Source organism: Nocardia sp. NPDC051990 (assembly GCF_040680755.1).
Classification (GTDB): Bacteria; Actinomycetota; Actinomycetes; order Mycobacteriales; family Mycobacteriaceae; genus Nocardia.
Window position 1 is genome coordinate 262,744 of the sequence record NZ_JBFAXH010000004.1, and the last position, 25,661, is coordinate 288,404.

The 25,661-nt window shown below is 65.4% G+C and carries 21 protein-coding genes; 6 read left to right on the forward strand and 15 right to left on the reverse strand.

The window, feature by feature from the left end:
- Window positions 1-128: 128 nt before the first annotated feature.
- From AB0L63_RS10300 to AB0L63_RS10320, 5 genes are all read right to left on the reverse strand, one after another.
- Window positions 129-3,413 (reverse strand): arabinosyltransferase domain-containing protein, encoded by a 3,285-nt coding sequence (locus AB0L63_RS10300; RefSeq protein ID WP_364497488.1) that lies wholly within the window; start codon window positions 3,411-3,413, stop codon window positions 129-131.
- Window positions 3,414-3,483: 70 nt separating this feature from the next.
- The gene (locus AB0L63_RS10305) at window positions 3,484-3,771 is read right to left on the reverse strand and encodes a hypothetical protein (protein WP_364497491.1); all 288 of its coding nucleotides are present in this window, start codon (window positions 3,769-3,771) and stop codon (window positions 3,484-3,486) included.
- Window positions 3,768-5,933 carry a galactan 5-O-arabinofuranosyltransferase gene (locus tag AB0L63_RS10310; RefSeq protein WP_364498191.1) on the reverse strand — a complete coding sequence of 722 codons (2,166 nt, stop codon included), beginning with the start codon at window positions 5,931-5,933 and terminating at the stop codon, window positions 3,768-3,770. Before AB0L63_RS10310 ends, AB0L63_RS10305 begins: the two co-directional genes overlap by 4 nt.
- A 343-nt stretch (window positions 5,934-6,276) precedes the next feature.
- Window positions 6,277-7,038, reverse strand: a complete 762-nt coding sequence (locus AB0L63_RS10315; protein ID WP_364497494.1) for a decaprenylphospho-beta-D-erythro-pentofuranosid-2-ulose 2-reductase — start codon at window positions 7,036-7,038, stop codon at window positions 6,277-6,279.
- A complete protein-coding gene (locus AB0L63_RS10320) occupies window positions 7,035-8,489 on the reverse strand; it encodes an FAD-binding oxidoreductase (RefSeq protein ID WP_364497497.1) in 1,455 nt (484 codons plus the stop codon). The genes AB0L63_RS10315 and AB0L63_RS10320 overlap by 4 nt, the downstream gene beginning before the upstream one ends.
- Window positions 8,490-8,731: 242 nt before the next feature.
- Here AB0L63_RS10320 and AB0L63_RS10325 point away from each other — a divergent pair, with 242 nt between their 5' ends.
- A complete protein-coding gene (locus tag AB0L63_RS10325) occupies window positions 8,732-9,166 on the forward strand; it encodes a GtrA family protein (RefSeq protein ID WP_364498193.1) in 435 nt (144 codons plus the stop codon).
- A 213-nt stretch (window positions 9,167-9,379) separates the two neighbouring features.
- On the opposite strand, the gene AB0L63_RS10330 is transcribed toward AB0L63_RS10325, so the two are convergent.
- The 4 genes from AB0L63_RS10330 to AB0L63_RS10345 form a co-directional block, all read right to left on the reverse strand.
- The gene (locus AB0L63_RS10330; protein ID WP_364497500.1) at window positions 9,380-10,003 is read right to left on the reverse strand and encodes a pyridoxamine 5'-phosphate oxidase family protein; all 624 of its coding nucleotides are present in this window, start codon (window positions 10,001-10,003) and stop codon (window positions 9,380-9,382) included.
- Window positions 10,004-10,206: 203 nt separating this feature from the next.
- The gene (locus AB0L63_RS10335) at window positions 10,207-12,456 is read right to left on the reverse strand and encodes a molybdopterin-dependent oxidoreductase (protein WP_364497503.1); all 2,250 of its coding nucleotides are present in this window, start codon (window positions 12,454-12,456) and stop codon (window positions 10,207-10,209) included.
- Window positions 12,457-12,620: 164 nt separating this feature from the next.
- Window positions 12,621-13,109 carry a hypothetical protein gene (locus AB0L63_RS10340; protein ID WP_364497506.1) on the reverse strand — a complete coding sequence of 163 codons (489 nt, stop codon included), beginning with the start codon at window positions 13,107-13,109 and terminating at the stop codon, window positions 12,621-12,623.
- 701 nt (window positions 13,110-13,810) lie between these two features.
- Window positions 13,811-13,999: a hypothetical protein gene (locus tag AB0L63_RS10345; RefSeq protein ID WP_364497509.1), complete on the reverse strand. Its 189-nt coding sequence runs from the start codon at window positions 13,997-13,999 to the stop codon at window positions 13,811-13,813.
- A 146-nt stretch (window positions 14,000-14,145) separates the two neighbouring features.
- On the opposite strand from AB0L63_RS10345, the gene AB0L63_RS10350 reads away from it, so the two are divergent.
- Window positions 14,146-15,018 carry a helix-turn-helix transcriptional regulator gene (locus AB0L63_RS10350; RefSeq protein WP_364497511.1) on the forward strand — a complete coding sequence of 291 codons (873 nt, stop codon included), beginning with the start codon at window positions 14,146-14,148 and terminating at the stop codon, window positions 15,016-15,018.
- 272 nt (window positions 15,019-15,290) lie between these two features.
- Here AB0L63_RS10350 and AB0L63_RS10355 read toward each other — a convergent pair whose 3' ends face one another.
- Complete coding sequence (locus AB0L63_RS10355) at window positions 15,291-15,713, reverse strand: MarR family transcriptional regulator (RefSeq protein ID WP_364497513.1); 423 nt, start codon at window positions 15,711-15,713, stop codon at window positions 15,291-15,293.
- A gap of 85 nt (window positions 15,714-15,798) precedes the next feature.
- On the opposite strand from AB0L63_RS10355, the gene AB0L63_RS10360 reads away from it, so the two are divergent.
- Complete coding sequence (locus AB0L63_RS10360) at window positions 15,799-17,256, forward strand: MFS transporter (RefSeq protein ID WP_364497516.1); 1,458 nt, start codon at window positions 15,799-15,801, stop codon at window positions 17,254-17,256.
- A 70-nt stretch (window positions 17,257-17,326) separates the two neighbouring features.
- On the opposite strand, the gene AB0L63_RS10365 is transcribed toward AB0L63_RS10360, so the two are convergent.
- Both AB0L63_RS10365 and rfbA read right to left on the reverse strand, forming a co-directional pair.
- Window positions 17,327-17,875, reverse strand: coding sequence for a dTDP-4-dehydrorhamnose 3,5-epimerase family protein (locus AB0L63_RS10365; RefSeq protein ID WP_364497519.1), 549 nt, complete (start codon window positions 17,873-17,875; stop codon window positions 17,327-17,329).
- Between the two features lie 3 nt (window positions 17,876-17,878).
- A complete protein-coding gene (gene rfbA, locus AB0L63_RS10370) occupies window positions 17,879-18,751 on the reverse strand; it encodes a glucose-1-phosphate thymidylyltransferase RfbA (RefSeq protein WP_364497522.1) in 873 nt (290 codons plus the stop codon).
- A 243-nt stretch (window positions 18,752-18,994) separates the two neighbouring features.
- Between rfbA and AB0L63_RS10375 the strand changes: the two genes are divergently transcribed.
- Window positions 18,995-19,999, forward strand: coding sequence for an alpha/beta hydrolase (locus AB0L63_RS10375; RefSeq protein WP_364497525.1), 1,005 nt, complete (start codon window positions 18,995-18,997; stop codon window positions 19,997-19,999).
- 352 nt (window positions 20,000-20,351) lie between these two features.
- Here the strand turns inward: AB0L63_RS10375 and AB0L63_RS10380 are convergent, their stop codons facing one another.
- The gene (locus AB0L63_RS10380) at window positions 20,352-21,068 is read right to left on the reverse strand and encodes a hypothetical protein (RefSeq protein WP_364497528.1); all 717 of its coding nucleotides are present in this window, start codon (window positions 21,066-21,068) and stop codon (window positions 20,352-20,354) included.
- A 296-nt stretch (window positions 21,069-21,364) separates the two neighbouring features.
- Here AB0L63_RS10380 and rfbB point away from each other — a divergent pair, with 296 nt between their 5' ends.
- On the forward strand, window positions 21,365-22,372 hold the full coding sequence (gene rfbB, locus AB0L63_RS10385) for a dTDP-glucose 4,6-dehydratase (protein WP_364497531.1): 1,008 nt from the start codon (window positions 21,365-21,367) through the stop codon (window positions 22,370-22,372).
- A gap of 7 nt (window positions 22,373-22,379) precedes the next feature.
- Here the strand turns inward: rfbB and AB0L63_RS10390 are convergent, their stop codons facing one another.
- Both AB0L63_RS10390 and AB0L63_RS10395 read right to left on the reverse strand, forming a co-directional pair.
- Window positions 22,380-23,990, reverse strand: a complete 1,611-nt coding sequence (locus tag AB0L63_RS10390) for a DUF2142 domain-containing protein (protein WP_364497533.1) — start codon at window positions 23,988-23,990, stop codon at window positions 22,380-22,382.
- Window positions 23,987-24,967 carry a glycosyltransferase gene (locus AB0L63_RS10395; RefSeq protein WP_364497536.1) on the reverse strand — a complete coding sequence of 327 codons (981 nt, stop codon included), beginning with the start codon at window positions 24,965-24,967 and terminating at the stop codon, window positions 23,987-23,989. The genes AB0L63_RS10390 and AB0L63_RS10395 overlap by 4 nt, the downstream gene beginning before the upstream one ends.
- Window positions 24,968-25,074: 107 nt before the next feature.
- Here AB0L63_RS10395 and AB0L63_RS10400 point away from each other — a divergent pair, with 107 nt between their 5' ends.
- Window positions 25,075-25,632 carry a GtrA family protein gene (locus AB0L63_RS10400; protein ID WP_364497539.1) on the forward strand — a complete coding sequence of 186 codons (558 nt, stop codon included), beginning with the start codon at window positions 25,075-25,077 and terminating at the stop codon, window positions 25,630-25,632.
- The last annotated feature ends 29 nt before the right edge of the window (window positions 25,633-25,661 follow it).

The window sequence follows — 25,661 nt, forward strand, 5'->3', positions numbered from 1 at the left end:
CTGCCGACATCGGTGATGTCGTCAAACGGCAGCGTCTGGGTCACGTTCCAGCCGTGGCACCGTGCAACGTGCGTGGAGGTCAGCACGCGGATGACACGCATGGAGCCGACTGGGAGTCGGCCCACGCGCTATCGGGCTCGGATCGGGTCGGCCTTCTTCCAGCCGTTGACCGATTGCACAGTGGTGGCGATGGTCGCGGATTCGGCGGTGGGGTCGTACGGGGTGAACTGTTCGAGGGAGCCCCAGTCTCGGGACCAGTCGTGGTCGAGGTAGGTGGGGATGGTTTGGGATTTCAGGAGTAGACCGGTCCAGCCGAGGGGGCCGCCGCCGATATCGTCTTGCCAGGCATTGGAGGCGTCGGAGCCGACGCGATCGGGCAGGATGCGCCAATGGGGGACCTCGGCGACGCCGTCGCGGTGGTCGAACGGGCGCTGGCAGGGGAAGGCCAGGCCGACGTGCCAGTCCAGCAGGACCGGAGCGGTTTCGCCGACAACGGAATTCAGCGTGGCCAGATGCGGCAGCCGGGGCGGGGTGACGGCCAACCACTGCTTCTGGGTGATGTCGTTGTCTACCGCGACCAATCGCACCGCGTTCACCCCGGCGGGCAGCTTGTCCAGTGGCACACGGAGATTGCGCCAGGACGGTGCGGGTCCGATATCGAGCGGATCCACCGAACCCAGCGTCTGTACCTCGCCGTCCGCCCCGCGCACGCCGTACTCGAGATGCAACTCCTGCCCGTAGGTGACCACACCGTCGGCATCGACCGAGCGGATCCGGCCCGCGGCGGTAATGGCGAGCACCTGGTAGGCCGGGTCGTTGCGCATGCTGTCGGTCAAATCGAGCCGGTACCACTGCGAGGTGAGCTTGGCCTGCTGCTGGTCGGGCCCCTCCTGGTAGCTGCCCATGATCGGGGTCCGAGCCGGATCCAGGCCGAACGGCAATGCCACTGTGCTGCCGGTGATTCCGGTCTGCTGACTGGTGCCGCCACCGGTGCCAGCACCGGTTGTGTTGGTGGTCTTGTTCTTCGAATCCTTGTTCACCGAGTTCGCGCCGCCGGTCACTGTTTCCTCGGCATCGGCGGTGAGGTCGGCGGCTACTCCGTTGGGCGTGAATCCCTTCGATTCCGCGGCCAATCCGTCGGCGGGGGAGCCGGTGTAGGGGAGCAGCAATGAACTCGCGGTATCGGTCTCCACCAGCACCTCGTTGGCGAGCGCACAGGTATTGCCGCTCAGCGATTCGAGATTCGACTTGGCGATCGAGTACGCCGGGTACTGCGTGACCGCGGCCTTGGCCAGCGACGCCACCTCGAACAGCACCAGCAGCGCCGCCGCGACCGTCAACGGCGCGGAGGCGTAACGCTCGAAACGGCTTGGCGCGTCAGTCTTCTCGCGATACGGTTCGCGATAGTGCAGCCACACCGCGACGATCAGTGCCACCGCACTGAGCCCGAGGAACAGCGTGGACAGGCCCTTACCCGCGAGCAGCGGCGCCTTGTCCCACCACGGCACACCGTAACTGGATACGTACCACCAGCCATTGGAGCCGGTGAAGGTGATCGCCAGCAGGAACAGCACCGCGGCCGCGAACAGCGCCCGATTGCGTGGCGAGCGAATCCCATTGGCGCCCACCGCGACCGCCGCCAGTGCCGCCAATGATCCGGCCAGTCCGGCGTATACGCCGAAGTGGTGGGTCCATTTGGTCGGTGTGAACATCATGAACAGCAGCGAGGCGAAGACGATGCCGAGAATCCGCACCGACGGCCCGCGCGAGGTCCCCGGGATTCGGCCCTTGCGCAGCACCTGCAGCACACAGACCAGCAGGCACAGCAGCATGACCAGCACACCGAACCGCCGCGCCAGCGATCCGTCCGGTGAGAGCATCAGCAGCGAATCCCACCGTGTCCGCTCGTCGAACCAGGCCACATTCGGCCCGACGAGAGTGCGCACCCGGGTCGCTTCCATGACCGTCGCCAGCGTCTGATCGGCGAAGACGACCACAAGCACGAGTGTTCCGGCGGCGAGCCCCGGTGCCAGCAATGCGGCATACCGGAAGAACGCGGCCGAGCGCGAGGTGCTGCGGTCGGTCTCATCCGCGAGTGTGCCCGCGGCATCACGCGCCCGCCGAATAATGATCTGCAGCACCGGCCGCGAACCCGCGATCAGCGCGGCCACACAGATCAGCCCTGTGGGACCGGCCGCCAGCGAGAACGCGGCGATCAGCACCCCGACCGCGGCGGGCAGCAGCCGTCCGGTCGCAATGGCCCGCTCGATCGAGCACCAGGTCAGCAGCGCACCCGCGGCGATCAGCGGTTCGGGTCGCAGTCCGTTGTCATAGGGCAGCCAGAAGGCGAGGAAGACCAGTCCGGCGGTCCACAGCGCCACCTTGTTCCTGCGCACCCGAGCGCCCAAGCGCGGCAGCACCTCTCGGCTGATCACCATCCAGCACACGATTCCGGCAGCCAGTGTCGGCAGCCGAATCCACGGGCTGGCATCGGAGATCTTGGTCATCCAGGCCAGTACCTCATAGGACCAGCCGAACGGCGCTTCGGGCACCGCGAACCACCGGTAGTAGTTGGCCATGTATCCGGAATGCTCCGAGACACGGGCCATGTTCAGGATGTAGCCATCATCGGAGGTGTTCGCGCCGATGAAATGCCACAGCACCAGGATGCCGAGTATCGCCGCATCGGCCAGGGTGAATCGCCACCAGTGCGCGGGCAGGAACCGACGCGCCCGCCGACCATCGGCATTGTCGAGCAGGTGCAAGGCGACCAGCGCGATAATCGTGCAGATCGCCGCGGCGATCATCGCACCCAGCTTCAGCGCGGACGGAGTCGAGGAGAAGCGGGAATCGATATCGGCGTGCAGCTTCGCGCCAGCGAGCTTCGCGGCGTCGAGATCGGTGAAGACGCCGACCACCTGCGGGCGGATATCGCGCGTGACGGTGTTGCGGAAGGGCGTACCGTCCTGACGCTTCGCACCGACGAATTCGACCGAAGTCGCGGCCGCCGAGGTGGTGATGGTGACGGCCTCGCAGCCGGCGATCTCTGCGACCGGTGCGGACAACAGCGGCACATCACGCTGCAGCACCGCGAGCGTGCCATCGGTGACCGAGACGATCAGCCCCTTGGCACTGGCCTGACCCGAGGCGTGTGGAATGGTCGACAGCACGGTGCCCGATCCGGCGGCGGTCACCACCGAACACGGCAGCGTCACATTCAACCGCAGCGGTACGTACGAAACCAGCGGCGCCTCGACACTGGTACCGCTCGCCTGCGGCCAGTCGAGCGCGGCCTGATCCTGTTTCACCGGAAGCAACGGCGTCAACAGTGCCAGCACGAATCCGAGCAACCCGGAGACGAGGGCGATCAGGCGGTTGCGGGTGAACGCTGCAGAAGTTCGGTCCGGTCGCACGAGGCACCATGCTAGCCACCCGCATTGGTGACGCTCGCCACGAGATGATCCACGGTGCGCGCTGCTCGCCCTACCGTAGCGACAGAACTTCCCAGAGCCACACGTCATCGACCTGTCGTGGCGCTATGCCGAGCAGCTGCGTCATGGTGGTGCGCAGCACCTCGGAGTTCTTGGTCGTGGGCAGGACCACCACGTCGGCCTCCCAGAAGCGCAGATCGTCGAGTGCCTGGGCGCGGGTGTCGGCGCCGATGGGCGGTATGACGCCGGAGTCCTGTGCGCCGACGAGCAGGGCCGTGGTCGGGCGGAAGTCCGGTCCGTAGATGCCCTTCTTGTTCGCGCCGGCGGTGCCGGGCTTCACTGATTGACCACGACCAGCGTGAACGGGCCGATATTGGTCGTGGTGAAGTGCGGGTCCGTGAAGAGCTCCTTGGGGAAGCTCACGGTGTAGCGCTTCACATTGGGATCGTTCGGGTAGACGTCCTTGGCCAGGCGCAGGGTGTAGGCATCGCCGCTGCTGCGGAAGAGGAAGGCGTCCGGTGCGCGCCACGGGCTCTTGGCGAGTGCGTCCACCAGGGCGGCGGACGAGTCCAGCTTGCTCCACGACTCGATGGTGGCGGCACGGCCGGCGAAATCGGCCAAGGGGTTCGCATAGTGCGAGGTGAGCGCCTGGAAGCCGTAGTACGGGTAGAAGGAAAGGAAGCTGGTGTCGGCGGTGAGGACCACCGAATCCGAGCGTGGACGGCCGGTCTGCGTGCGGAGTGCCGCATCGATTTCGCGGTAGTACGACGCCGCACCCGGTGCGCGCTTATCGGCGCGTTCCCCGTTGCCGTCGGTATCGGTATAGGCGGTGGTGATCTCCGGCTTCAACACCTGCGGAATGTCCTGGGTGAACGCGAGCGCGCCGACGATGGCGACCACCACAACAACGAATTTGAACTGTTTCGGCTCGTTGAATGCCTGGTAGGCGGCCTTTGCGCCCTCCACGAAGCCGAATGCGCCGGCCGCCGCCAGCAGCACTTCGAGCACGGGCGTCAATCGGAACGAGAGCAGGGTGTTACCCGCCGCGGTCATCGTCATCGACAGCAGACACCACAGATAGATCGCCACCACGCCGATCCCGAGCGCCTGCGCCCGCCGCGACGACGCCGCCCGCACCACCAACCACGCCGTCCCGATCAGGAAGAACACCCCGGACAGCGAGAACTCCGCCATCGGAAACGGCAATTGCGCCCCGCCCTCGGGCAGATAGTGGAATGCCGTCCCCGAACTCGGCATCGTGCCACCGAGCAGCTTCAACACGAACGGCAGCCACACGATCAGCGCGACCAGACCCGCGATCGCCCCCATGACAACCAGCCGAACCAGCGGCGGCAGCACCGCTCGCCACACCGAACCCGCCCCGCCGCGCTGCGCGCGCACCGCGAGCCCCGCCGAAATCAACCCCATCAGCCCGACCGCGAACGCCGCCACCCCGAAATACAAGGTGTAGAACGACGCAGCCATCCCGAGGAACAGCCCGGCCCCGATCACCGCGCCCCAGCCCCCAGCGGTTCCGGCACTGCTGGCTGTATCGGCACTGACTGCCGCACCACGGCCCGCCGCGCCTTCCGCGTCCGCTGCGCCTTCGCGACCAGAGGCGACCGCACTGCCTGAGGTGGCGGCATCCGAGGTCGCAGCACTGACCGCCACACCACTGTCCGCTGTACCGTCGCTTCCTGAGGCGGCTGTGCCAGCTGAGTTTGCGGCGTCACCAGAGGCTGCGGAACCCCCCGGCGCTCCAGCGCCACCAGATACCGCAGCACCAACGGCGGTGCCCGACCGTTCGAGCGGCCGGTACAGCGCCCCCCACGCAAGGATCAACGCGGGCGGCAGCAGCAGCACGATGACCGCGCTGTAAGCCTCCGGCGAGGCATAGGCAACCGTCGCCGCGGTCGTCGCCGCACTGACCCCGATCGCCCAGTCGGCGCGAATCAGCTTGGACCACAAGACGAGTGCGATCACCGCGACCACCGCGAGCGATCCGATGGCATACGGCTTGAACGCCTCCCAGCCGTCCATCCCGAGCACATTCGCGACCCGGCCGCCGATCCAGAACCATCCGGCCGGATAGAACGGCGGCAGCTCGGCGTAGGTCATATCGTGCAGCGCCGCGCTATCGGTCAGCCGCGTCAGATATTCGGTGCGGAACTCCTGGTCCACCGAGACGCCGAACAGGTACAGCTTGGTCGCCGCCAGCGGCATCCCCAACGTCACCGTGACGAACGTCGAAATTCCGAGCCACGACAGCACTTTCGCCACCCACGGCCACCGCCGCGCCCGCACCAGCCAGATCGCCATCGCCAACAGCACCGCGGCCCCGACCTGCCCGACTGTGGTCAATGACCTGGTCACATTGGACGAGTTGAACGCCGGCCACTGCACCATCGAAAACGCCACAAGCCCAATGGCCGCCACGATCGCGGCCACCAGGGCGGCCAGCAGCGCCTCGCCCACCCCGGAGCCGATATGCCGGATCAGCAGCGCCCCCCGGCCGCGCTCCGGTGCGGAGTGCTCGGCGCGTTCTGCCGTGACTGTGCTCAACGGAGTGCTCCTTCGACAATGCGACGCCTCGAGGTCGGCTCCGAACTTGCCACGCCGCCCGGCCACTCGCACGGGCAGGGTGCCGAATGCCGCAGCGACCGGTCCCGGCGAACCGCGACGATGGTATCCACCGAAATGACACAGCGGCGTGTGCTGATATCGGACTTGCCGCCGGGTCGGCATCGAACCCGCCGGCCAGCCACGGAAACCCGTGTCGCGGATATAGACGAGCCGCACCTGTCCCACGCAAACGCGTGCGCGGGACAGGTGCGGCTCGGGGAGATCAGATCGGCAGCTTGCGGAAGATCGGGCGCGGGATGTGGCGCAGGATCATCATCACGAAGCGGAAGGTGCCGGGCGCCCACACAAGGTCCTTGCCCCGCTGGGACGCCGAAACCGCCAGTGCCGCAATATCTTCCTTATTGACGGTGAGCGGAGCCTCTTTGACGTGCGCGGAGAACCTGGTCCGCGCCATGCCCGGCCGGATCACAAGTACGCGCGGGCCGTGCGGGCGCAGCGCCTCGCCGAGTCCGAGGTAGAAGCCGTCCAGCCCAGCCTTGGTAGAGCCGTAGACGAAGTTCGAGCGGCGCACCCGCTCACCGGCCACCGAGGACATGGCGATGATCCGCCCGAAGCCCTGCTTCTTCATCTTCTCGCCGACCAGCACACCGACCGAAACCGCCGCGGTGTAATTGACCCCGGCGACCTGCACGGCCTTGCGCTGGTTCTGCCACAGCTGTTCCGGATCGCCGTCCAGGGCGAACGCGACGATGGCGACATCCACGTCGCCGCCGTCCCAGGCCGCATCGATGACCTTCGGATGGCTCGCGGTATCGAGCGCGTCGAAGTCGATGACATCGACCTGAGTCGCACCGGCCGCCTTCATCTCGGCGACGGCGTCCTCGCGCAGCGGATCACCGGGCAGTGCGGCCAGGATGATGCGCGCCGGACTCTTGCGCAGGTACTCGGCGCAGATCGCCAAGCCGATCTCCGAGGTACCGCCCAGCAGCAGGATGGTCTGTGGGTTGCCTACGGCATTAATCACTGGAGCTCCAGCCTTCTCGCCATATCGGACATGAAAACGCCTGTGGGATCGACACTTCGGCGGATCTTGATCCACTCGTCGATCCGCGGGTACATCTGATGGAAGGTCTCCGCGGTAGTGCGGGAGTCTTTCGCGGTGTACAGCCGGCCACCGAATTCCATGACGCGGCGGTCGAGATCGCTGACGAGCTCGTTGAGGCCGGGCCGGATCGGGAAGTCGCAGCAGATGTTCCAGCCCGGCATCGGGAAGCTCAGCGGAGCCGGGTTGCCCGGACCGAACAGCTTGAAAACATTCAGCGCCGAGATGTGCCCGGATGCCTGGATGTCGATGATGATCTTCTTGAATTCCTCGACCGCTTCGGTCGGCACCACGAACTGGTACTGCAGGAAACCGGCCGGACCGTAGGCGCGGTTCCACTCCGCGATCATGTCCAGCGGGTGGTAGAACTGCGTCAGGTTCTGGATCTTGCCGGTGTAGGTGCCGCCCATGGCGTAGTACGCCTCGCCGACCGCGCCCAGGCTGAGCCGGTTCGCGGTAAAGCTCGGGAAGATGTTCGGCACCGTCATCAGTTGCGGTGCATCGAATTTCAGCGGATTCTTCTGCTTCTTCTTCGGCAGTTCTTCCACCTTGGCCAGCCGCCCGCGAGTGATGCAGGCGCGGCCCAGCTTCGGCGGCGCGTTCATGACATCGAACCACGCGCTGGAATAGGTGTAGTTGGCCTCGGACCCGTCGCTGTGTGCGGCGATGGTCTCGTCGAGCGTCGTGGTCTTCACGCCGTCGTTGAGGAAATACGCTGTCTCGGTGGGCGCCATCTCGATGGTCGCGCGCAGGATGATGCCGGTGAGTCCGTTGCCGCCGACGGTGGCCCAGAACAGCTTGGCATTGCGCTTGGGCGTGACATGCTGCACCTGCCCGTCGGCGGTGAGCAGCTCGATCGAGCGCACATGGTTGCCGAAGCTGCCCTCGCTGTGATGGTTCTTGCCGTGGATATCGGAGGCGATGGCGCCGCCGATCGTCACCTGACGGGTGCCGGGCAGCACCGGAACCCACAGCCCGAACGGCAGCGCCGCCTTCATGAGCTGGTCCAGGCTGACGCCGCCGTCCACATCGACGATCCGGGTGTCCCGGTCGATCCGGTGGATATTGTTCAGCGCCGTCATATCGACGACGAGGCCACCCGCGTTCTGCGCGTGATCGCCATAGGAACGGCCGAGCCCGCGCGCGATGATGCCGCGACGCAGGTGGGCAGGCTTGGAGTCATTGTCCTCGGCGACCATGGCGACGGCCTTGGCGATCAGTTCGGGATCGCTGGTCGAGAGCACTTCGGAGGATGTTGCTGCGGTGCGACCCCACCCGGTCAATGCCTTGGTCTGCGTCGGCAGCGCGAAGGTGCCGTCGGCGACATTGCCGGAGTAACCGGTTGTGGTGGCGGTCGGAGCTTTGGTGGACATCGGCATAGAGGCTACATGCATCAGCCGATATCCGGTCGGGGTCGCCGTACTGCCCAGTATGTACGGTCCGCCATCGGTTCCGTCGCCCCGGACAAACGGGCAATCGGCGCTCGGTCCGCGTGTCCGACGTCACCGGCGTTACGCTCGTCGGCGTGCAAGCCGAACCCCACCTGCCGCTCCCGGCCGAACAGCCGCTGGTCGACGAGTCGGCCGGCGTGACCGACGGGCCCGAAGGCGGCAGCCTGCGTGACCATGAAGGGACCAGGGAGCGCCGAACCGAATCCAGTACCGATGTCGACCTCAAGACCCAGATCATCCGCTTCACACTTACCGGCGGCCTGTCGGCCATCGTCGACTACGGGATCTACAGCTTCCTGCTGAACCTCATCGGCCTGCCGGTCAGCGTCGCCAAATCGATCAGCTTCATCGCGGGCACCACCACCGCCTACCTGATCAATCGGCGCTGGACCTTCCAGGCTCCGCCGAGCCGGGCCCGGTTCACCGCGGTGGTGATCCTCTACGCCGTCACCTTTGCCGTCCAGGTCGGCATCAACCAGGTGCTCTACGCCACCCTCCCCGGCGATTGGTGGCGCCAGCCGCTGGCCTTCGTCATTGCCCAGGGCACCGCCACGGTCATCAATTTCGTCGTCCAACGCGCGGTCATCTTCAAGCTCTGAGCTCTGTCTGATTGCCGCGCCTGCGGCGCGGCGTGTTCGCGGCCCCCTGGTGTCTCGCGTCCGAGCCGTCGAGACTCGCGACTTCGTCGCATGCGCTTCGACGGCTCGGCGGTGTTCGATGGCCGCGCGTCGGCGCGGACGTGAGACGGGCCGCGAACGGGTCGCTCGTAAGACGTGCTCGGTCCGGGTCGAGTATGCAGTTCGGCGAACGAATCAGCGCTGAACCAATGCGTCGGTCTGGGACTGCGCTTTCGCTCCGAAGTAGTCGCCGCCCTTCGCACGGACGTTGTCGGTGCCCCACTGCCGCTGTTCGCCGGCAGCGGGGACCAGATGCGGGATGTGCTTGCGGCAGTGGATGTAGGCCTCCTCCACATCGATCACCACCCAGCGTTCGGCGGCTCGCCCCTTGACGTTCTCCGGTAGCTGCGGGGCGGTGCGGCGTAACGCGGTGTCGTCCACGATCTGGGCCGAACCGTTGATGTGCAATCCGATCAGATCCTGGACGAAATCGATGAGCAGGATGCCTACGTGCGGGTTCTCCAGAATGTTGCCGAGGCTGGCGTGTACGCCGTTGCCGCGGTATTCCGGATAGGCAAGCGTGCGTTCGTCGATCACATGCAGAAAGCCGGGCACACCGGCGCGGAAGCTTGCGTCGCATTCGCCGTGCTTGTCCGCGGTGGCGATGAACGCCATATCCATCCTGGCTATGAATTCGATCATCGTCGGGTTCAGTCGATCGAGTACTTGATCTTGGTAGAAGCGTTCGGCTCGATCCTGCGTACCGTACCGCTCCTGTAGTTCGTGTTCACCGTCACTGCCACAACGTGTACCGGCCATCGCGTTTCCTCTGGTAGCTGGAATCCGGCACACTGTAACGGGTTCGACGCTAGCCCGCGACTTGATCCGAATTCAGTCTGGCAACACAGCAAAACATGTTGAGAATGCACTGAATCTTTCGTTAGCGCAGAGATTTCCACGAAGTTGCCAAAATCCGACCGTCCGGAATCATCTGGGTCCCGGCCGGTCGGATCGAGCACAACTCAGGCAGGCGTCAAGGTGACCGGAACGCCATTGAAGATCGCATTCCCGGACGGCACATCCACCACCGAATCATCGGTCAGCACATTGGCATTCACCCCGGCATGCGCCCGAGCCACCGTCTGCGTGCTGTCGGTATGTCCCCAGCCGTGCGGCAGGCTGACCACCCCGGGCATGATCGCCTCGGTCGGCTCCAGCGGCACCGTCAGCGTTCCCGCGGCGGATTTCACCACGGCGGTGTCGCCGAGCCCCAACCGCGCCACATCCGCCGGATTGATATGCAGCGTGCAGGTATTCGACCCACCGGCCAGCGTCGGGATATTGTGCATCCAGCTGTTGTTGGATCGCAATTGCCGCCGTCCGATCAACACCACATCCGGTGCGGCATCGGCGAGCCGGGCTCGCATCCGCGCGACATCCTCGAGCAGCGGCCGCGGCGCCAACTCCACCTGCTTGGACGCCGTCCGCAGTACGCCGGGTAGCCGCGGTTGCAGCGGCCCGAGATCGACACCATGCGGATTGTCCAGCAGCACCTGTAGATTCAGCGTGCTGTATTGATCTCGGTGCTCCTGGGGACCTTCGTGGTCACGCGGGCTGCCGCCTCCGGGCCCGTCGCTCGCGCCGGCACGCCACTCGCCATACGGTCCGAGCCGCAGCATCAGGTCGATGCGTTGCTCTGTGCTGTTGGACCCGATGAGTTCGGGTCGCCGCTCCGGTATGCCCGCCTTGTCCAACAGGCCCGCGATGATCAGTTCATCGACGCCGTTCAGCGCATCCGGTCCGGCGGGCTGCCCAGTGAGCGCCGCCCCGAGCCGGGCCAGGATCTCCGACTCCGCTGGCCGATCGCCGAGCGGGACCAGCGGCCGCGAGTAGCGTGCGTAATTGCGAACCGCGAACTGCAGCAAGGCGAAATCGTAATGCGGCGACTGCGTCGACCGCGGCGGCGGCAGGATCACATCGGCATGCCGGGTGGTCTCGTTCAGGTACCGGTCCACACTGACCATGAAGTCCAACTGCGCGAAGGCCGCATCCAACCGCGCCCCGCTCGGTGCGGACAGTACCGGATTGCCCGCGACGGTCACCAGCGCGCGCACCTGCCCCGCGCCCGGTGTGGTGATCTCATCGGCCAGGGTGGCCACCGGCAGTTCGCCCATCGCCTCGGGCAGCCCGCGCACCCGGCTGGCCCAGCGGCCGGTGCGGAATGGTCTGGTGCGCGGGATACCACCCGCCGCCGCATTGGCGAACATGGCGCCACCAGGTGAATCGAGGTTGCCGGTCAGCACATTGACGACCTCGACCAACCACTGGGTCAGTGTGCCGAATTCGGCCGTGCAGGTGCCGATTCGCGCATATACCGCCGCGGTCGGCGCCGTCGCCAACTCCTGCGCGATCCGGATAATCGTCGCCGCGGGAATTCCGGTTCGAGCCGCAACGACCTCGGCGGTGAAATCCGCTGCCGCCGTGCGTACTTCGTCCAGCCCCGCGACATCCACGCGGATATCGGTCAGACCTTGTTCGAACAACGTATGCACGATCCCGAACAACAGATAGGCATCGCTACCCGGCCGGATGAACAGATGCTCATCGGCCAGCTTCGCGGTCCGCGTTTTCCGTGGATCGACCACGACGAATTTGCCGCCGCGCTTGCGCAATGCCTTCAACCGGCCCGGGAAATCCGGTGCGGTGCACAGTGATCCGTTCGACTCCAGCGGATTCGCGCCCAACATCAGCAGATAATCGGTGCGATCCAGATCCGGCACCGGTACGGTCAGCGGATCGCCGAACATCAACCCGCTCGCCACCTGTTTGGGCATTTGATCGGCGGTACTCGCCGAAAACAGATTCTTGGTACCGAGGGCCCGGATCAGCACCGGCACATACAGCGTCCCGGCCACCGTATGTGCGTTCGGATTGCCGAGATACAACGCCGCCGACTGATTGCCGTGCTCGGCCACGATCGCCGGGAAACGTGCGGCGATGAAATCGAATGCTTCGGTCCAGGATGCGGTGCGCCAGGTATCGGTGGCCCGGTCCCGGATCATCGGTTCGGTCAGCCGGTCCGGATCCTCGTCGAGATGTCCGAAGCTGGCCCCCTTGGGGCAGATGAACCCCTTGCTGAAGGGATCGTCTCGATCCCCGCGAACAGAGATCACGTGGTCGTTCGCGTCGAGCGTGATCTCGAGTCCACAGACCGCCTCGCACAGCGGGCAGGTCCGCAACAGCGTCCGGGAATCATCAGTGAGCTGGGCCATAATCCCCATCATCGCGCGCGATGGATCTGCGCGCGCGAGGAGTTATCCATGTACCCGCGAAATCAGTCGTCGCGCTGGAACACGAATGACCGGTATCCGTTCCTACGGATACCGGTCATGGGTCGGTCAGGGCAGTGCGGACCCCGCCCGACGAGGACGCCTTGTCAGCAGGCGACGACGGTGTTGGCGTTGACGGTCGTGCGACGCGAGAGGGCCGAGCGAACCGCGGCGCCGATCGCGACGACCGGCGGGATCCAGCGCGCCTCGCCCGGAGCCACGCCCCAGCAAGCCTCGCCGGTGGTGAGCTGGGTGGGGGGCAGCGGGATGCCGGCACCGTCGGTGTAGACGGTGACGCCCGCCTCGCGCAGTGCCGCCACCGCCATCGCGGCCTTGTTGAGGCCGGTGACCAAGTGGACCTCGCGACGCTCGGCGCCCGGAATCTCGATAACCGGACCGGTCAGGTTGTTCGCGCGCAGGAACCGGCGAACCTCGCCGGCCAACTCGCCGCTGATCTCGATACCGGACAGATCCTCGTCCGTGATCAGGCAGATTCCGTTGGTCGTTTCAGCGATCGTCCACCCGCGCTGGATGTAGTCCTGCGCCGCGGCAGTCATATCTGCCGCCGATGCGGAAGTCGGAAACGTGGTGCGCACTGTCTTTCTCCATTCCCCGATAGTTCTGGGTCCTGCATACGTGGGTGGTATCGGGGCGGGGTGGGGTGGGTGTTACGGGTTGTACAAAAGATCTTGGTGACTGTCGGATTCATCTCACCCGGTAGTGATCGGCTATCACTGAAACATCTCCTTTTAATGGGCCGCGCCACCGCACCGAGGCAGGTCCGCTCGCACATTGCGGCGGCCCGCACCTGCTCAGGTGAATCCACTCCTATTGGCGGGGTATCGGATTGGCGGAAGGATCGCCATATGAGTGAGCATCGCGTCGCGATTCGATGGGGGGCAGCGGTCGGCGACGGGCGGACATGCGGCATCGCGAAGTGATTCGACAGGGTCGACGGGCGAATCCGATGAGTCCAATAGTGTCGGAGCACCGGAATTCGAAACCGAATCAGGCTGGATCGCTGGGAAAGAGACCGCGCCAAACGGTTCTCGCGCACCGCGGAGGCCGAACCCGCCCCCTTCGAAAGTCCGCGGGCCTGGAGTGCCGATGCCACCCGCGGTCTGCTCGACGTGCAATTCCAACGCCCCGCGACCAGGACGCTGCCACCAATTGCCTACCTGCTCGGTCCGGCCTTCGCGGCCGGCATCGCGATCGCGCTGACGGTGCTGATGTGGCAGGTTCTGCGCGGTGCTGGGCGTGCTGGCCGCCTTGATCGCGATACCGCTCGGCCCGACCATCAGCCGTCGTCCGCCTGCTGCTCGAGTTCCTGGAGAAGGCGTCCGAGCTGGCGACCAAGGTCGAGCGCATCGCCGATCTCGCCGACGAGCTGTTCCAGGCGCTCTGGCGATGTCGCCGAGCCGGTCCACCAACTCTCCGAAGACGATCGCACCGTGCAGTTCTGCCGTTTGGCGAAAGCGCGGCGCATGCAAGTAGGAAGGGCTGAGTTTCCCGATCGCAGGCTTCGAGAACCTGTTTATCGCTATTGCGCTGTTGGCGTACCTGGGACGTCCATCGTGACCTGTGTCAGATTTGCTGTGACACAATGCGGTTCGGCAATCACAAGGGGGAAGCATGGCTTTACCGCAGGGCACCACTGGATCGACCATGCCGCGCAGGCAACTCGGCCGGCATCTGCGTGATCTGCGCAATCGGGCCAGGATGACCACTCGGATGGCGGCCCAGCAGCTCGAATGGTCCGAGGCCAAGATCTGGCGGATCGAAACCGGACAGACCTCACTGCGCAGCCTCGACGTCGAGGCCATGTGCAAGATCTACGGTGCGCCAACCGATCTCGTCGAACCGCTGACTGCGCTGGCCAAGGAGACCAAGGCCAGAGGTTGGTGGACTGGCTACGCCGATGTGATCGCCGAGGGTTTCGAGCTATACCTCGGTCTCGAGGAGGCCGCGCGTACCCTGGCCACCTATGAGAACGAGCTGATCCCCGGACTGTTGCAGACCGAGGCGTACACCCGCGCGCTGCTGAAGTCCGCACGCCCGGAGGCCGCGGAGACCGACATCGACCGTCGGGTGCAGCTGCGGATGGCCAGGCAGGCGTTGCTTACCCGCACGGATTCGCCGCTGCATCTGGATGTGGTGATCAGCGAGTCGGTGCTGTGGCGGCGGGTCGGCGGTGCCGAGGTGACCGTCGAACAGCTCGCGCACCTGCGGCGCATGTGCGACCTGCCGAATGTGCGAATCCAGATGGTGCCTTCGGATTCCGGCTATCACGACGGCATGGATTCGGGACCGTTCGTGCTGCTCGAATTCGCCGATACGGCGCAGGTGGAGCTACGGGAGCCGCCGGTGGTTTACGTCGAGGCGTTCACCGGCCCGGTGTATCTGGACAAGGAACACGAAATCGAGCGCTACCGAACGGCTTTCGCGAACATCAAGGCGGTCGCGGTGGATGCGCGCACCAGCATCGAGGAAGCGCGCTGTGTCTAATTTGCCGCGCCTGCGGCGCATGCGCTTCGACGACTCGGACGCGAGACGGGCCGCGAACTCCTCGCTCGTAAGACTCGCTCCGTTGTGGTGGCTGATGGAGGGGCGTTCGGCACCTGGTGCGCGGGTGTCGAGATTCGTGCCCGTGCTTCGACGACTCGGCTGAGTCGATGGCCGCGGCTTCGCGCGGATGTGGGACGGGCCGTGAACTCCGCGCCCGTGAGACTCGCTCCGTCGTGGTCGGGACGACGCGGATCGCTACGCGGCTAGCGGCGTCAGCTGCCCTGCCGGCTACCCCAGGCCCGCTCGAGCACCTCGCGATGGGTCGGCTGCGCCGACTCGTAAACCTCGCGACCCTTCTCGGTCAGACATACGAAGATCGCGCGGCGATCGTCGGCGCACATGCTGCGGGTAACCAGGCCGTCGCGCTCCAGTCGCGCCACCGCGCGGGAGAGTGCGCTCTGGCTCAGATAGATGTCGTTGGCCAGATCGCTCATCCGATAGTCGCCGCAGGCAGCGTCGACCAGTCGGTCCAGCGTCTCGAATTCGCTGAGGCCGATGTCGTGTTTGCCCTGTAGCTCCTTCTCGAGCGCACAGCTCACGGCGGCGTGCCGGTCGAGCAGCTCACGCCACTCGGCGACCAACCCGGTGGGCGCCACATTGCGCCCCGGTAATCGTGTTGTCGACGGCTTCGACATGGCCTCATCCTAGTGCTCCGCACGAGCCTATGCAATCACATTAAATGTGTTGACATTTAATGTCGACGCATGTAATGTTCCGCCCATGACTTCTGCAGCAACCGTTTCGGCCGCGACGGCGACCGATCCGATCAGATGGTCCACCCGGCTCTGGGGCATGCTGATCACCCTCTGCATCGTGTTGTTCCTCGATGGTCTCGACGTTTCGATGATCGGCGTGGCACTGCCGTCCATCGGCGCCGAATTGGATCTGTCAACTGGAACCCTGCAGTGGCTGGTCAGCGGCTATGTGCTCGGTTACGGCAGCCTGCTGTTGCTCGGCGGTCGCACCGCCGATCTGCTCGGGCGGCGCAAGGTCTTCCTGATCGCACTCGCCGTCTTCGCGCTGGCTTCGCTGGCGGGCGGTCTGGTGACGTCCGGTCCGCTGCTGATCCTGACCCGCTTCATCAAGGGCCTGGCCGCGGCCTTCACCGCCCCGACTGGTCTGTCCATCATCACCACCAACTTCGCCGAGGGCCCGGCCCGCAATAAGGCGCTGTCCATCTACACCGTGTTCGGTGCGGGCGGCTACTCGATGGGCCTGCTGTTCGGCGGTCTGATGACCGGCTTCGGCTGGCGCTGGACCTTCCTGCTTCCGGTGCCGATCGCGCTCGCCGCATTGGCCGCGGCCTGGATGCTCGTCCCCAAGGACGAGGCCGCCGAGGAGGGCGGACACGACATCCTCGGCGCACTGCTGTCCACCGTGGGCATGCTGCTGCTGGTCTACACCGTGGTTGCCGCGCCCGAGGTGGGCTGGGGTTCGGCGCGTACCATCGGTTCGTTCGTCGGCGCCGCGGTGCTGTTCGCCGGATTCGTCGCGGTGGAGAAGAAGGTCAGGTACCCGCTGATTCGCCTCGGCATCCTGCGCAAGGTGACGCTGGTCCGGGCCAGCCTCGCGATCATCGCGGTGGCGGGTTCATACTTCAGCTGGCAGTTCATCGTGACCCTGTACCTGCAGGACGCATTGGGCTGGTCGCCGCTGAAGCTGGCGATGGCGCTGCTTCCGGTCGGTCTGCTGGTCGTCGCGTCGGCATTCTTCTCCGATAAGCTCGTCGACCGGTTCGGCACCGGGCCGATCATCGCGATCACCATGGTCGTGATGGCCATCGGCTACCTGCTGTTCCTGCGGCTCGACACCACCCCGTCGTATCCGACGATGATCCTGCCGGCGGTAATGCTGATCGGCATCGGCTGGGTCGGCTTCCCCGCCATCAATATTCAGGCGACCAACGGAATCGATGACGATGAGCAGGGGCTGGCGGCCGGTGTGCTGCAGACCTCCATGCAGGTCGGCGCGGCCATCGTGCTCGCGGTGAATACCGCGATCATCTCCTCGGGCGACCACCACGCGAGCACGCCGTCCGCGGTGCTCGACAACTTCCGGCCCGGACTGGAATTCGCCGCGGGTGTGGCCATTGTCGGCGCGCTGATCGCACTGACGGCCTACCTGCCCAAGCGCGCCAAGGCGCCGGCGCAGGAGCCGGAATTGGAGCTCGTCGGCTGAATCCCCTCCGCCGACGGTAAGTCGAACGTCACCGCTCCCTCCCTCATCGGGGGCGGTGACGTTCGGTGTTTTACGAGAAGGGCGCAGCGGCAGCGTCTTTCGGGGACCGGATGTAGGTCAGCGGCTGACCGTTCAGACCGACCTTCGGCCATTCGATGCCCAGCCGGGGATCGAAGGCATCCATATCCCGGTCGAATTCGGGCGTGTACTCGATCGAACAGAGATAGGTGACGGTGGAGTGGTCCGCCAGCGACAGGATCGCGTGACCGAGGCCCTCGGACAGGTACATCGAGCGCCGATCGACATCGTCGAGTACCACGCTGTCCCAGCGTCCGTAGGTGGGTGACCCTGGTCGCAGATCGACAACGACATCGAGGAACGCACCGCGCACACAGGTCACATACTTGGCCTGCCCCGGCGGATCCTCGGTGTAGTGGATGCCGCGCAGCACCCCGGCCGCCGAGACCGAGCAGTTGACCTGACGCAGATCGAACGGACGACCGGTCACCTTCTCGAATTCCGAGGCCTTGAACGATTCGCAGAACATGCCGCGCTCGTCGCCGAATTGGCGCGGGGTGATCACCCATGCCCCCGGCACGGCGAGTTCACGGAACTCCATCGCTCACCAATCCCGTCCGCGCTCGAGCAGATCGAGCAGGTAAGTCCCGTAGCCCGAGCGAACCATCGGTTCGGCCAGCGCGCACAGCTGTTCGTCGTCGATGAAGCCCTGCCGCCACGCGACCTCTTCCGGCACACCGATTTTCAGGCCCTGCCGCTGTTCGATGGTGCGCACGTAGTTGGCGGCGTCCAGCAGCGAATCGAAGGTTCCGGTATCCAGCCAGGCGGTGCCGCGGGCGAGTACATCGACCTGCAGCCGACCCTGTTCCAGATAGGCGCGATTGATATCGGTGATCTCATATTCGCCGCGCGCCGATGGTCGCAGCCCGCGCGCGATCTCCACGACATCGTTGTCATAGAAGTACAGCCCGGGGATGGCGTAGTTGGACCGCGGCACCTTGGGCTTCTCCTCGATCGAAACCGCTCGGCCCTCGGTGAATTCGACGACGCCATAGGCGGTCGGATCGGAGACCCAGTACGCGAAGACCGCGCCGCCGTCGATCGCGGTGAAGCGTTCCAGGCTGGTGCCGAGTCCCGGTCCGTGGAAGATATTGTCGCCGAGCACCAGTGCGGCGCATTCGCCGCCGATATGCTCGGCGCCGAGGACGAACGCCGTGGCGAGTCCGTCCGGTTCCGGTTGCACGACATAGGTGATCGAGACGCCGAACCGCGAGCCGTCGCCGAGTAGGCGGGTGAACGTGTCGGCGTCCTCCGGGGTGGTGATCACCAGGATGTCCCTGATGCCCGCCAGCATGAGCGTCGACAGCGGGTAGTAGACCATCGGTTTGTCATAGACCGGGACCAGCTGTTTGCTCACCCCGCGCGTGATCGGATGCAACCGGGATCCGGTGCCACCGGCCAAGATGATTCCGCGCATGGTCCCCGAGTCTGCCAGGCGCATCACACTCGGCGTCGGCGAGGCTGGGCTTCGGGGGTGTTGCGACTCGCCTACAAATTGATCACGAACGTTTGGTTATCCGGCGCGGCGGGCGATATGTGTTGCGTAGGTCACGTGCACATGGTGTTCTGAAATGCTGTGTGTGAGATGTCAGCGTCGACTCTCGCCTGGAGAACCGTTCGGTCGGATTCGGCGCGCCAGTTGTGAGGTAGGTGCGCGATGGTGGCGATCGGCGGGAGTGAATTCGACGCGGGTGATCCCGGTCTGTTGATGAATCCGGATGGTCCGAGCGCATCGGCCCGACTGCTGCTGGCGACCTGCCTCGGTGCGGTGCGGCCGGTGCTGCGGATGTTTCCGGTGAGCCGGACGACCATCCCGATCGGCGCCGCGGCGATCGATGGGCTGGCGCGGCTGCGGCCGCGGCCGCGCGGTGTCGATCGGGAACAGGTGGTGCTGAACGGTTTTCGGATGGAGATCCTGCGTCCGTCGGGAGGTTCGCGCGCCCTGCGGCACGGCGCGGTGCTGTACCTGCACGGTGGCGGCTTCGCTATCTGCGGTCTCGACACTCATCGCCCGATCGCGGCCAGCCTGGCCCGGCGCACCGGGCTGCCGGTGGTCAATGTCGACTACCGCCAATTGCCCGGGAACAGTGTCGCCGCTGCGATCGAAGACTGCCTGACCGCCTACCGCTGGCTGCTGCGGCACGGTGCGGACCCCGCCAGGATCATGTTCGCGGGCGATTCGGCGGGCGGGTTCCTCGCCTTCGCCACCGCACTGCGCGCGCTCGAGTCCGGGCTGGCGTCCCCCGGCGGGCTGATCGGGCTGAGTCCACTGCTCGATCTGGATTACGCCGCCAAGCGTGACTATATGAATGTCGCGCGCGATCCCTATCTGCCGCTGTCCGCACTGGAGGCGGTGGTGCGGATCGGCGCCGAGGTGGACGGGGTGTTGGATCCGCTGGTGTCGCCGGTCAACGGTGCCTTGGCAAGTTTGCCGCCGGTATTGCTGATCGCCGCCGAAGACGAAGTGCTGCGCTATGACTGCGAACTCATGGCCCGCAGGCTGACCGCGGCCGGTGTGCCGAACGCACTGGAGATCTGGCGCGGCCAGGTGCATGCCTTCATGGCGATCGCCCCGAATCTGCCCGAGAGCAGGATGGCGCTGGCCCGGGTCTCCCGGTTCGTGCGCGCTCGGCTCGAGCAGCCGCAGCGGGCTCGGACGGCGTGACCTGGATCGGCTGGACGAGTCGCGAACCCCGCACCCGGACCACGCCCTTCGGCGGCTGTCCGGTGCGAAGTTCTTTTGTAAGAAACCGCGCCGAGAGTTCCCATCTGCTATTCGGAGAATTCGCTTGTGGAGTGCACGCGGATCGCTATTCAGCGTTCAATTCGATTTACCTTTTGTTCACCTTTTCGAGGGTTGAAGTTGCTCCGTGCCCGGCTTATATCACGGCTCTATCTCACGCGCAAATGCCACCCGGCCATTTCGGTCGAACGGCGATGAGCAGCGGAAACCCCGCCCGATCGATGACGGGCGGGGTTTCCTGGGCTCGTTTTCAGTTGTGTGGAGCCGGTCCGACTTACTTCGCCGGCGCCGGCGCGACGAACGGCGCGGAGGTGGTGGCGAAGTACTGGATCGCCGCACCGATCGCGACCGGAGCCGTGATCAGGATCTGACCGGCCAGGGTGCCCAGCGCACCGATGGCGATGATGCCGCCGAGGCAGCCGATGGCCGCGGCCGGGATGAACGGACCGAACAGACCGATGATGGTGGCCGAGGCGACGGTCGCACCGGCGATACCACCGAGGACGCAGCCGACGGCGCCGCCACCGAGACCGCCGACCAGGGTGCCGATGGTGGCGCCCATACCGATGGTGTCCTTCAAACGGTTGAAGGCGGCCTGCTCACGGTCGTACTCGGACTTCCAGGGAGCCTTGTCCTCGAACGGCAGGGCGACCGGCTTGTAGGTGGCCTTCGCCATGTCGAGCTGCGGGGTGAGGGTGGCGGTGTGGTCGGCGATGTCCGCGGCGATCGGGAATTCGAATTCGTCGACGCGGAAGGTGAGCGGGGTGCCCGCGACGGTGGTGCCGTTGGCGGCCTTGATCTTGAGGGCGTTGTCCTCGACCACCAGCGAGCCGGAGTCGATCGAGATGATCGACTGGGTGTCGGTCGAGTTCGCGGTGAAGTTGATCGGGGCGTCGGCGGACTCCGCCGGTTCCGCGTGGACGGTTCCCGCGGTGATGCCCATGGCGGCGATCAGCAGGGCCGAAGTCGCGGCGAATTTCCTCATCAGCATTTTGTTTTGGACCTCGATGTGAAGCGTTCGAAGGGGACTAGACGATCGAAATCTAGACCAGCTAACGCGTGGTGAACCGGTTGTGACCGTTAATTCAAATTTTGTTCACCATCGCGTCTCGCGGCTTGGTGGGTTATTTGAAATGTGCACGCTGACCATGGTCTTTCAGAAAGAACTGAACACGCGTCTTTTCCTTTACGCTCGTTCGCTGTGATAAACATCACAAATTTAACCCTGATAGCGCAGGTGAGCATGGTCGAACGGATCAAGCCGCGCGGGCGACGTAAGGTCATGGGGTGCGACTGCTCGTAACCGGCGGAGCCGGGTTCATCGGTGCGAATTTCGTCCAACAGACCGTGGCCGAGCGTCCCGACGCCACCGTAGCCGTCCTTGACGCTTTGACCTACGCGGGAAACCGGGCCTCGCTCGAGCCGGTGGCCGACCGCATCGACTTCGTGCACGGTGATATCGCCGATCTGGATCTGGTCGACGAGCTCGTCTCCGGTGTCGACGCCGTGGTCCACTTCGCCGCCGAATCGCATAACGACAACTCCCTCGCCGAACCTTGGCCGTTCGTGCAGACCAATATCGTCGGTACCTACTCGCTGCTGCAAGCGGTGCGCCGCCACGACGTGCGCTACCACCATGTCTCCACCGACGAGGTCTACGGCGATCTCGCGCCGGACGGGCCCGCGTTCGACGAGAACACCCCCTACAACCCGTCCAGCCCCTACTCGGCCACCAAGGCCTCGAGCGATCTGCTGGTGCGCGCCTGGACCCGCTCGTTCGGCGTACGCGCGACAATCTCCAACTGCAGCAACAACTATGGGCCGTATCAGCATGTGGAGAAGTTCATCCCGCGCCAGATCACCAACCTCATCGACGGTGTGCGGCCGCGGCTCTACGGTGCCGGACATCAGGTGCGCGACTGGATCCACGTCGACGATCACAACCGCGCGGTGTGGGACATCCTGGAGCGTGGGCGAATCGGGCAGACCTATCTGATCGGCGCGGACGGTGAACTCGACAACAAGTCCGTGGTGCGGATGATCCTCGCGGCCTTCGACCGCGATCCGGACGATTTCGATCCTGTCACCGACCGGGCGGGTCACGATCAGCGCTATGCGATCGATGCAACGCTACTGCGCACCGAACTCGATTGGACGCCACGCTATTCCGACTTCGGTGCCGGACTCGCCGCGACCATTCAGTGGTACCGCGACAACGAATCCTGGTGGCGTCCGGCCAAAGCCACGACCGAGCGCGCCTACGCCGAGGCGGGCGAAACCACCCTCGACGCCTGAGGGCCGGTCAGCCCCAGACGATCGAGTAGTACTTCCAGAGCGCGGCGATCAGCGCGACCACTGTGGCCCCGATGACGGCGATGGCCGGGCCCTTGGTCGGGGTCTGGCCGCGGACATCGGTGAGCCGCAACGGCATCCAACGCAGCAGCACCACCAGTGCGACGATCGCCAATGGCACAAAGTACCGCCCCTGGACGCCGTCGATGATGTAGTAGCCGACCGGTGTGAACGACATGTACAGCGTCACGTAGATCATCGCGACGCTGGCGAGCATCGTCAGTGCGACGATCAGCGTGCGCCGGAAGGTGGCGGTCGCGGTATTCATCCGATCCGCGATGCCGACGCTGACCGCGAAGGCGAGCAGGCAGGCCAGCATCGACAACGCGGGGACGTCGATGTAGGCGAAGCCGAGTTCACCGAAGAACTGGCTGAACCACCGCTGATCGCGCAGTGCGATGCTCTCGCCGAAGGTGTTCACGAAATTCACCGGGTCGGTGAGGATTCCGTGCAGCTGATCGCCCGGACGCACCGAATTCCATTGGTGCTGCGGGCGCATCAGGCCCATTCCGTCGCCGGTCGGTGCGGCGATCTTCATCCAGACCGCGAAGGCCAGCGCGCCGGTTGCGGCGAAACCCCATGGGATGAACCGCTTCCAGCCGGACGCGCCGCCGAAGGCGAACCGGGACGTCGGCACCAGCACCACGAGCATGGCGAGCAGGACATAGGTCGGCTTGCTGACCGGCAGCAGCAGGGTCGCGCCCAACAGTGCCGCCGTCTCCGTGCGGCCGAGGCTTTCACCCAGGAACAGCGCCTTGACCAGCAGGGCCGAAACCAGAATGGCCAGTGCGTTGGTCATCGTGTCGGCGGTAATCGTGCCCGCCTGGAAGATCGCGATCGGCAGCACGGCGACGGTGAATGCCAGCCACTGCGCCCGGTGTGCGCGCAGGGCCCACAGGCCGAAACCGGCCAGAGCGAGGTAGACGGCCAGGCCCGCGAGGCGGGTCAGCAGCAGCATGGCGCCGACATTCAGCCCGAACAGCTCCGCGACCCGAATGCCAACGGCCGCAGGGATGTACGGCACGGGCGAGTAAGCCGCGGTATTGGTGAACCAGACCGGCTCCTCGGCCTTCGAGACCGCAGCGCCCTCCATCCGGGCATAGCTGCCGGGATCGGCCACCATCGGATCCGGCTCTTCCGGATTGGTGGTGTAGTCGTGCAGCGCGTAGCCCATCAACTGGGTAATGCTGATCGGCACATCACCGCCATAGGCGATGCCGCGATCGTCGTGGATCCGCTGCGGCGTGAAGCCACCGTGCGCGACCTGGTACGCACGGCCGAACTGGGTGATTTCATCGTGGCCCCAGAACGGCGGGGTTATCCAGGCGAACAGTGCACCGAATACCGTGGCGACGATGGTGAAGGCGACCGTCGCCGCGCCGAAACGGGCCACGATCCGGTGTCCGAGATTGCGCGCCGCATTGGTCGCGGCCGGATTCTGCGTGCTCGAATCGGGTTCGGCGGCAGCGGATTCGGGTGCCGCCGCGGCGACATCGTCGGCTGCGGTCCGCTTCGGTTCGGAAGTCGCTGCAGCTGCGGTTCGACCCGCCGAGGTGGTCAACGCTCGGCTCCACCGCGGCGCGCACCACCACCATGCGCGTCATCCGCGCCGACTGCCGAGTAGCGCAGGTAGACCAGCCGGGCGGCCTCGTGCCGAGAGCGTCGGATGCCATCAAGGATCAGACCAGCGGTCCAGGCCAGGCTGCCGAGCAGCAGCAGGGTGAAACCGAGGAACAGCGTCGGGAACCGGGGCACCTCATGGGTGTTGTAGAACTCGACGACGATCGGAATGGTCAGGATGATCGAGACCAGCCAGCTCAGCGTGCCGAACAAGCCGTAGAACGCGACCGGCCGCTCATGTCTGGCCAAGCCGATGATCAGCGCGAGGATTTTGAATCCGTCGTGGTAGGTGCGCAGCTTGCTCTCACTGCCCGCGGGCCGATCGCGGAAGCCGACCGGAACCGCGGTCTGCGGCACCCGCAGATGCAGGGAATGCACGGTCAACTCGGTTTCGATCTCGAATTCGCGCGAAACGGCAGGGAAGCTCTTCACGAACCGGCGCGAGAACACTCGGAACCCGCTGAGCATATCTTCGACGTTCTCGCCGAACACCTTTCCGACCACGCCGTTGAGCACCTTGTTACCGGTCTCGTGGCCGGAGCGGTACGCCGAGGCACCCTCGTCCTGTTTACGGACGCCGAGCACATGATCGTACGGACCATCGAGGAGCGTCTTGATCATCAGCGGCGCGGCCGACGCCTCGTAGGTGTCGTCGCCGTCGATCATCAGATAGATATCGGCCTCGATATCGGCGAAGGCGCGGCGCACCACATTGCCCTTGCCCTTGGTGCGCTCGTGGCGCACGATCGCACCGGCCGCGCGGGCCCGCTCGGCGGTCGCATCGGTGCTGAGGTTGTCGTAGACGTAGACGACGATTCCCGGCACGGCGGCCTGTAGGTCGGCGACGACCTTGGCGACCGAAGCCTCCTCGTTGTGGCATGGCACCACGGCGGCAATTCGGAGCTCGGTGGAGTCCACCCGGTCAATCCTCGATGTCGGCGGTGAATGGGGAACACCGGGAGGGTACAGGGCGATATCTATTGGTGCGCACTCGGTTCGCCGAGCCACTGGGGTACCGTCGCCGAGTGTCTTACCCTGAGCAGCCCGTGTCCTTCTCCGAACGGTCCGGCTCACCGCACAGGTCGCCGATCGGTGACCAGGAACAACCGGCGGACGAGCCACTGACCGCGAAGGTGATCGCCGCACTGCGGCGCGGCGGCGCCTTCCTGGTGGTCGGCGCGATCGGCTTCCTCGTCGATGCGGGCACCTACAACCTGCTGGTGTTCTGGGGTGGCGAGGGTGTGCTTTACCCCGCACCGCTGCCCGCCAAGATCATCGCGATCGCGGTGGCCACCGTGGTGACCTATTTCGGGAACAAGTGGTGGACCTTCGGCCACAAGAAATCCGATAATCCGGGGCGCGAGTACCTGCTCTATGCCCTTTTCAATGTGGTCGCTATCGGTCTGCAACTGGGCTGCCTCGGGTTCTCCCGCTATGTGCTCGACCTGTCGTCACCGCTGTCGGACAACATTTCCGGCACGCTAATCGGTCAGATCGTCGCGGTGGTATTCCGCTACTTTGCCTACGACAAATTCGTATTCGTCGGTTCTTCGGACAAATCAGCTAATGACAAGCAACCATAACTAGCGGGGCCGCCCCGATTCCTGGACAG

Coding starts and splice junctions, on each gene's coding strand:
- AB0L63_RS10345 (WP_364497509.1), bottom strand. CDS start 13,999: ATGCGCCGCGCTTTCGCCAAACGGCAGAACTGCACGGTGCGATCGTCT.
- AB0L63_RS10355 (WP_364497513.1), bottom strand. CDS start 15,713: ATGTCGAAGCCGTCGACAACACGATTACCGGGGCGCAATGTGGCGCCC.
- AB0L63_RS10380 (WP_364497528.1), bottom strand. CDS start 21,068: ATGCTGATGAGGAAATTCGCCGCGACTTCGGCCCTGCTGATCGCCGCC.
- AB0L63_RS10335 (WP_364497503.1), bottom strand. CDS start 12,456: ATGGCCCAGCTCACTGATGATTCCCGGACGCTGTTGCGGACCTGCCCG.
- rfbA (WP_364497522.1), bottom strand. CDS start 18,751: ATGCGCGGAATCATCTTGGCCGGTGGCACCGGATCCCGGTTGCATCCG.
- AB0L63_RS10320 (WP_364497497.1), bottom strand. CDS start 8,489: ATGTCCACCAAAGCTCCGACCGCCACCACAACCGGTTACTCCGGCAAT.
- AB0L63_RS10365 (WP_364497519.1), bottom strand. CDS start 17,875: ATGGAGTTCCGTGAACTCGCCGTGCCGGGGGCATGGGTGATCACCCCG.
- AB0L63_RS10350 (WP_364497511.1), top strand. CDS start 14,146: ATGGCTTTACCGCAGGGCACCACTGGATCGACCATGCCGCGCAGGCAA.
- AB0L63_RS10360 (WP_364497516.1), top strand. CDS start 15,799: ATGACTTCTGCAGCAACCGTTTCGGCCGCGACGGCGACCGATCCGATC.
- AB0L63_RS10330 (WP_364497500.1), bottom strand. CDS start 10,003: ATGGCCGGTACACGTTGTGGCAGTGACGGTGAACACGAACTACAGGAG.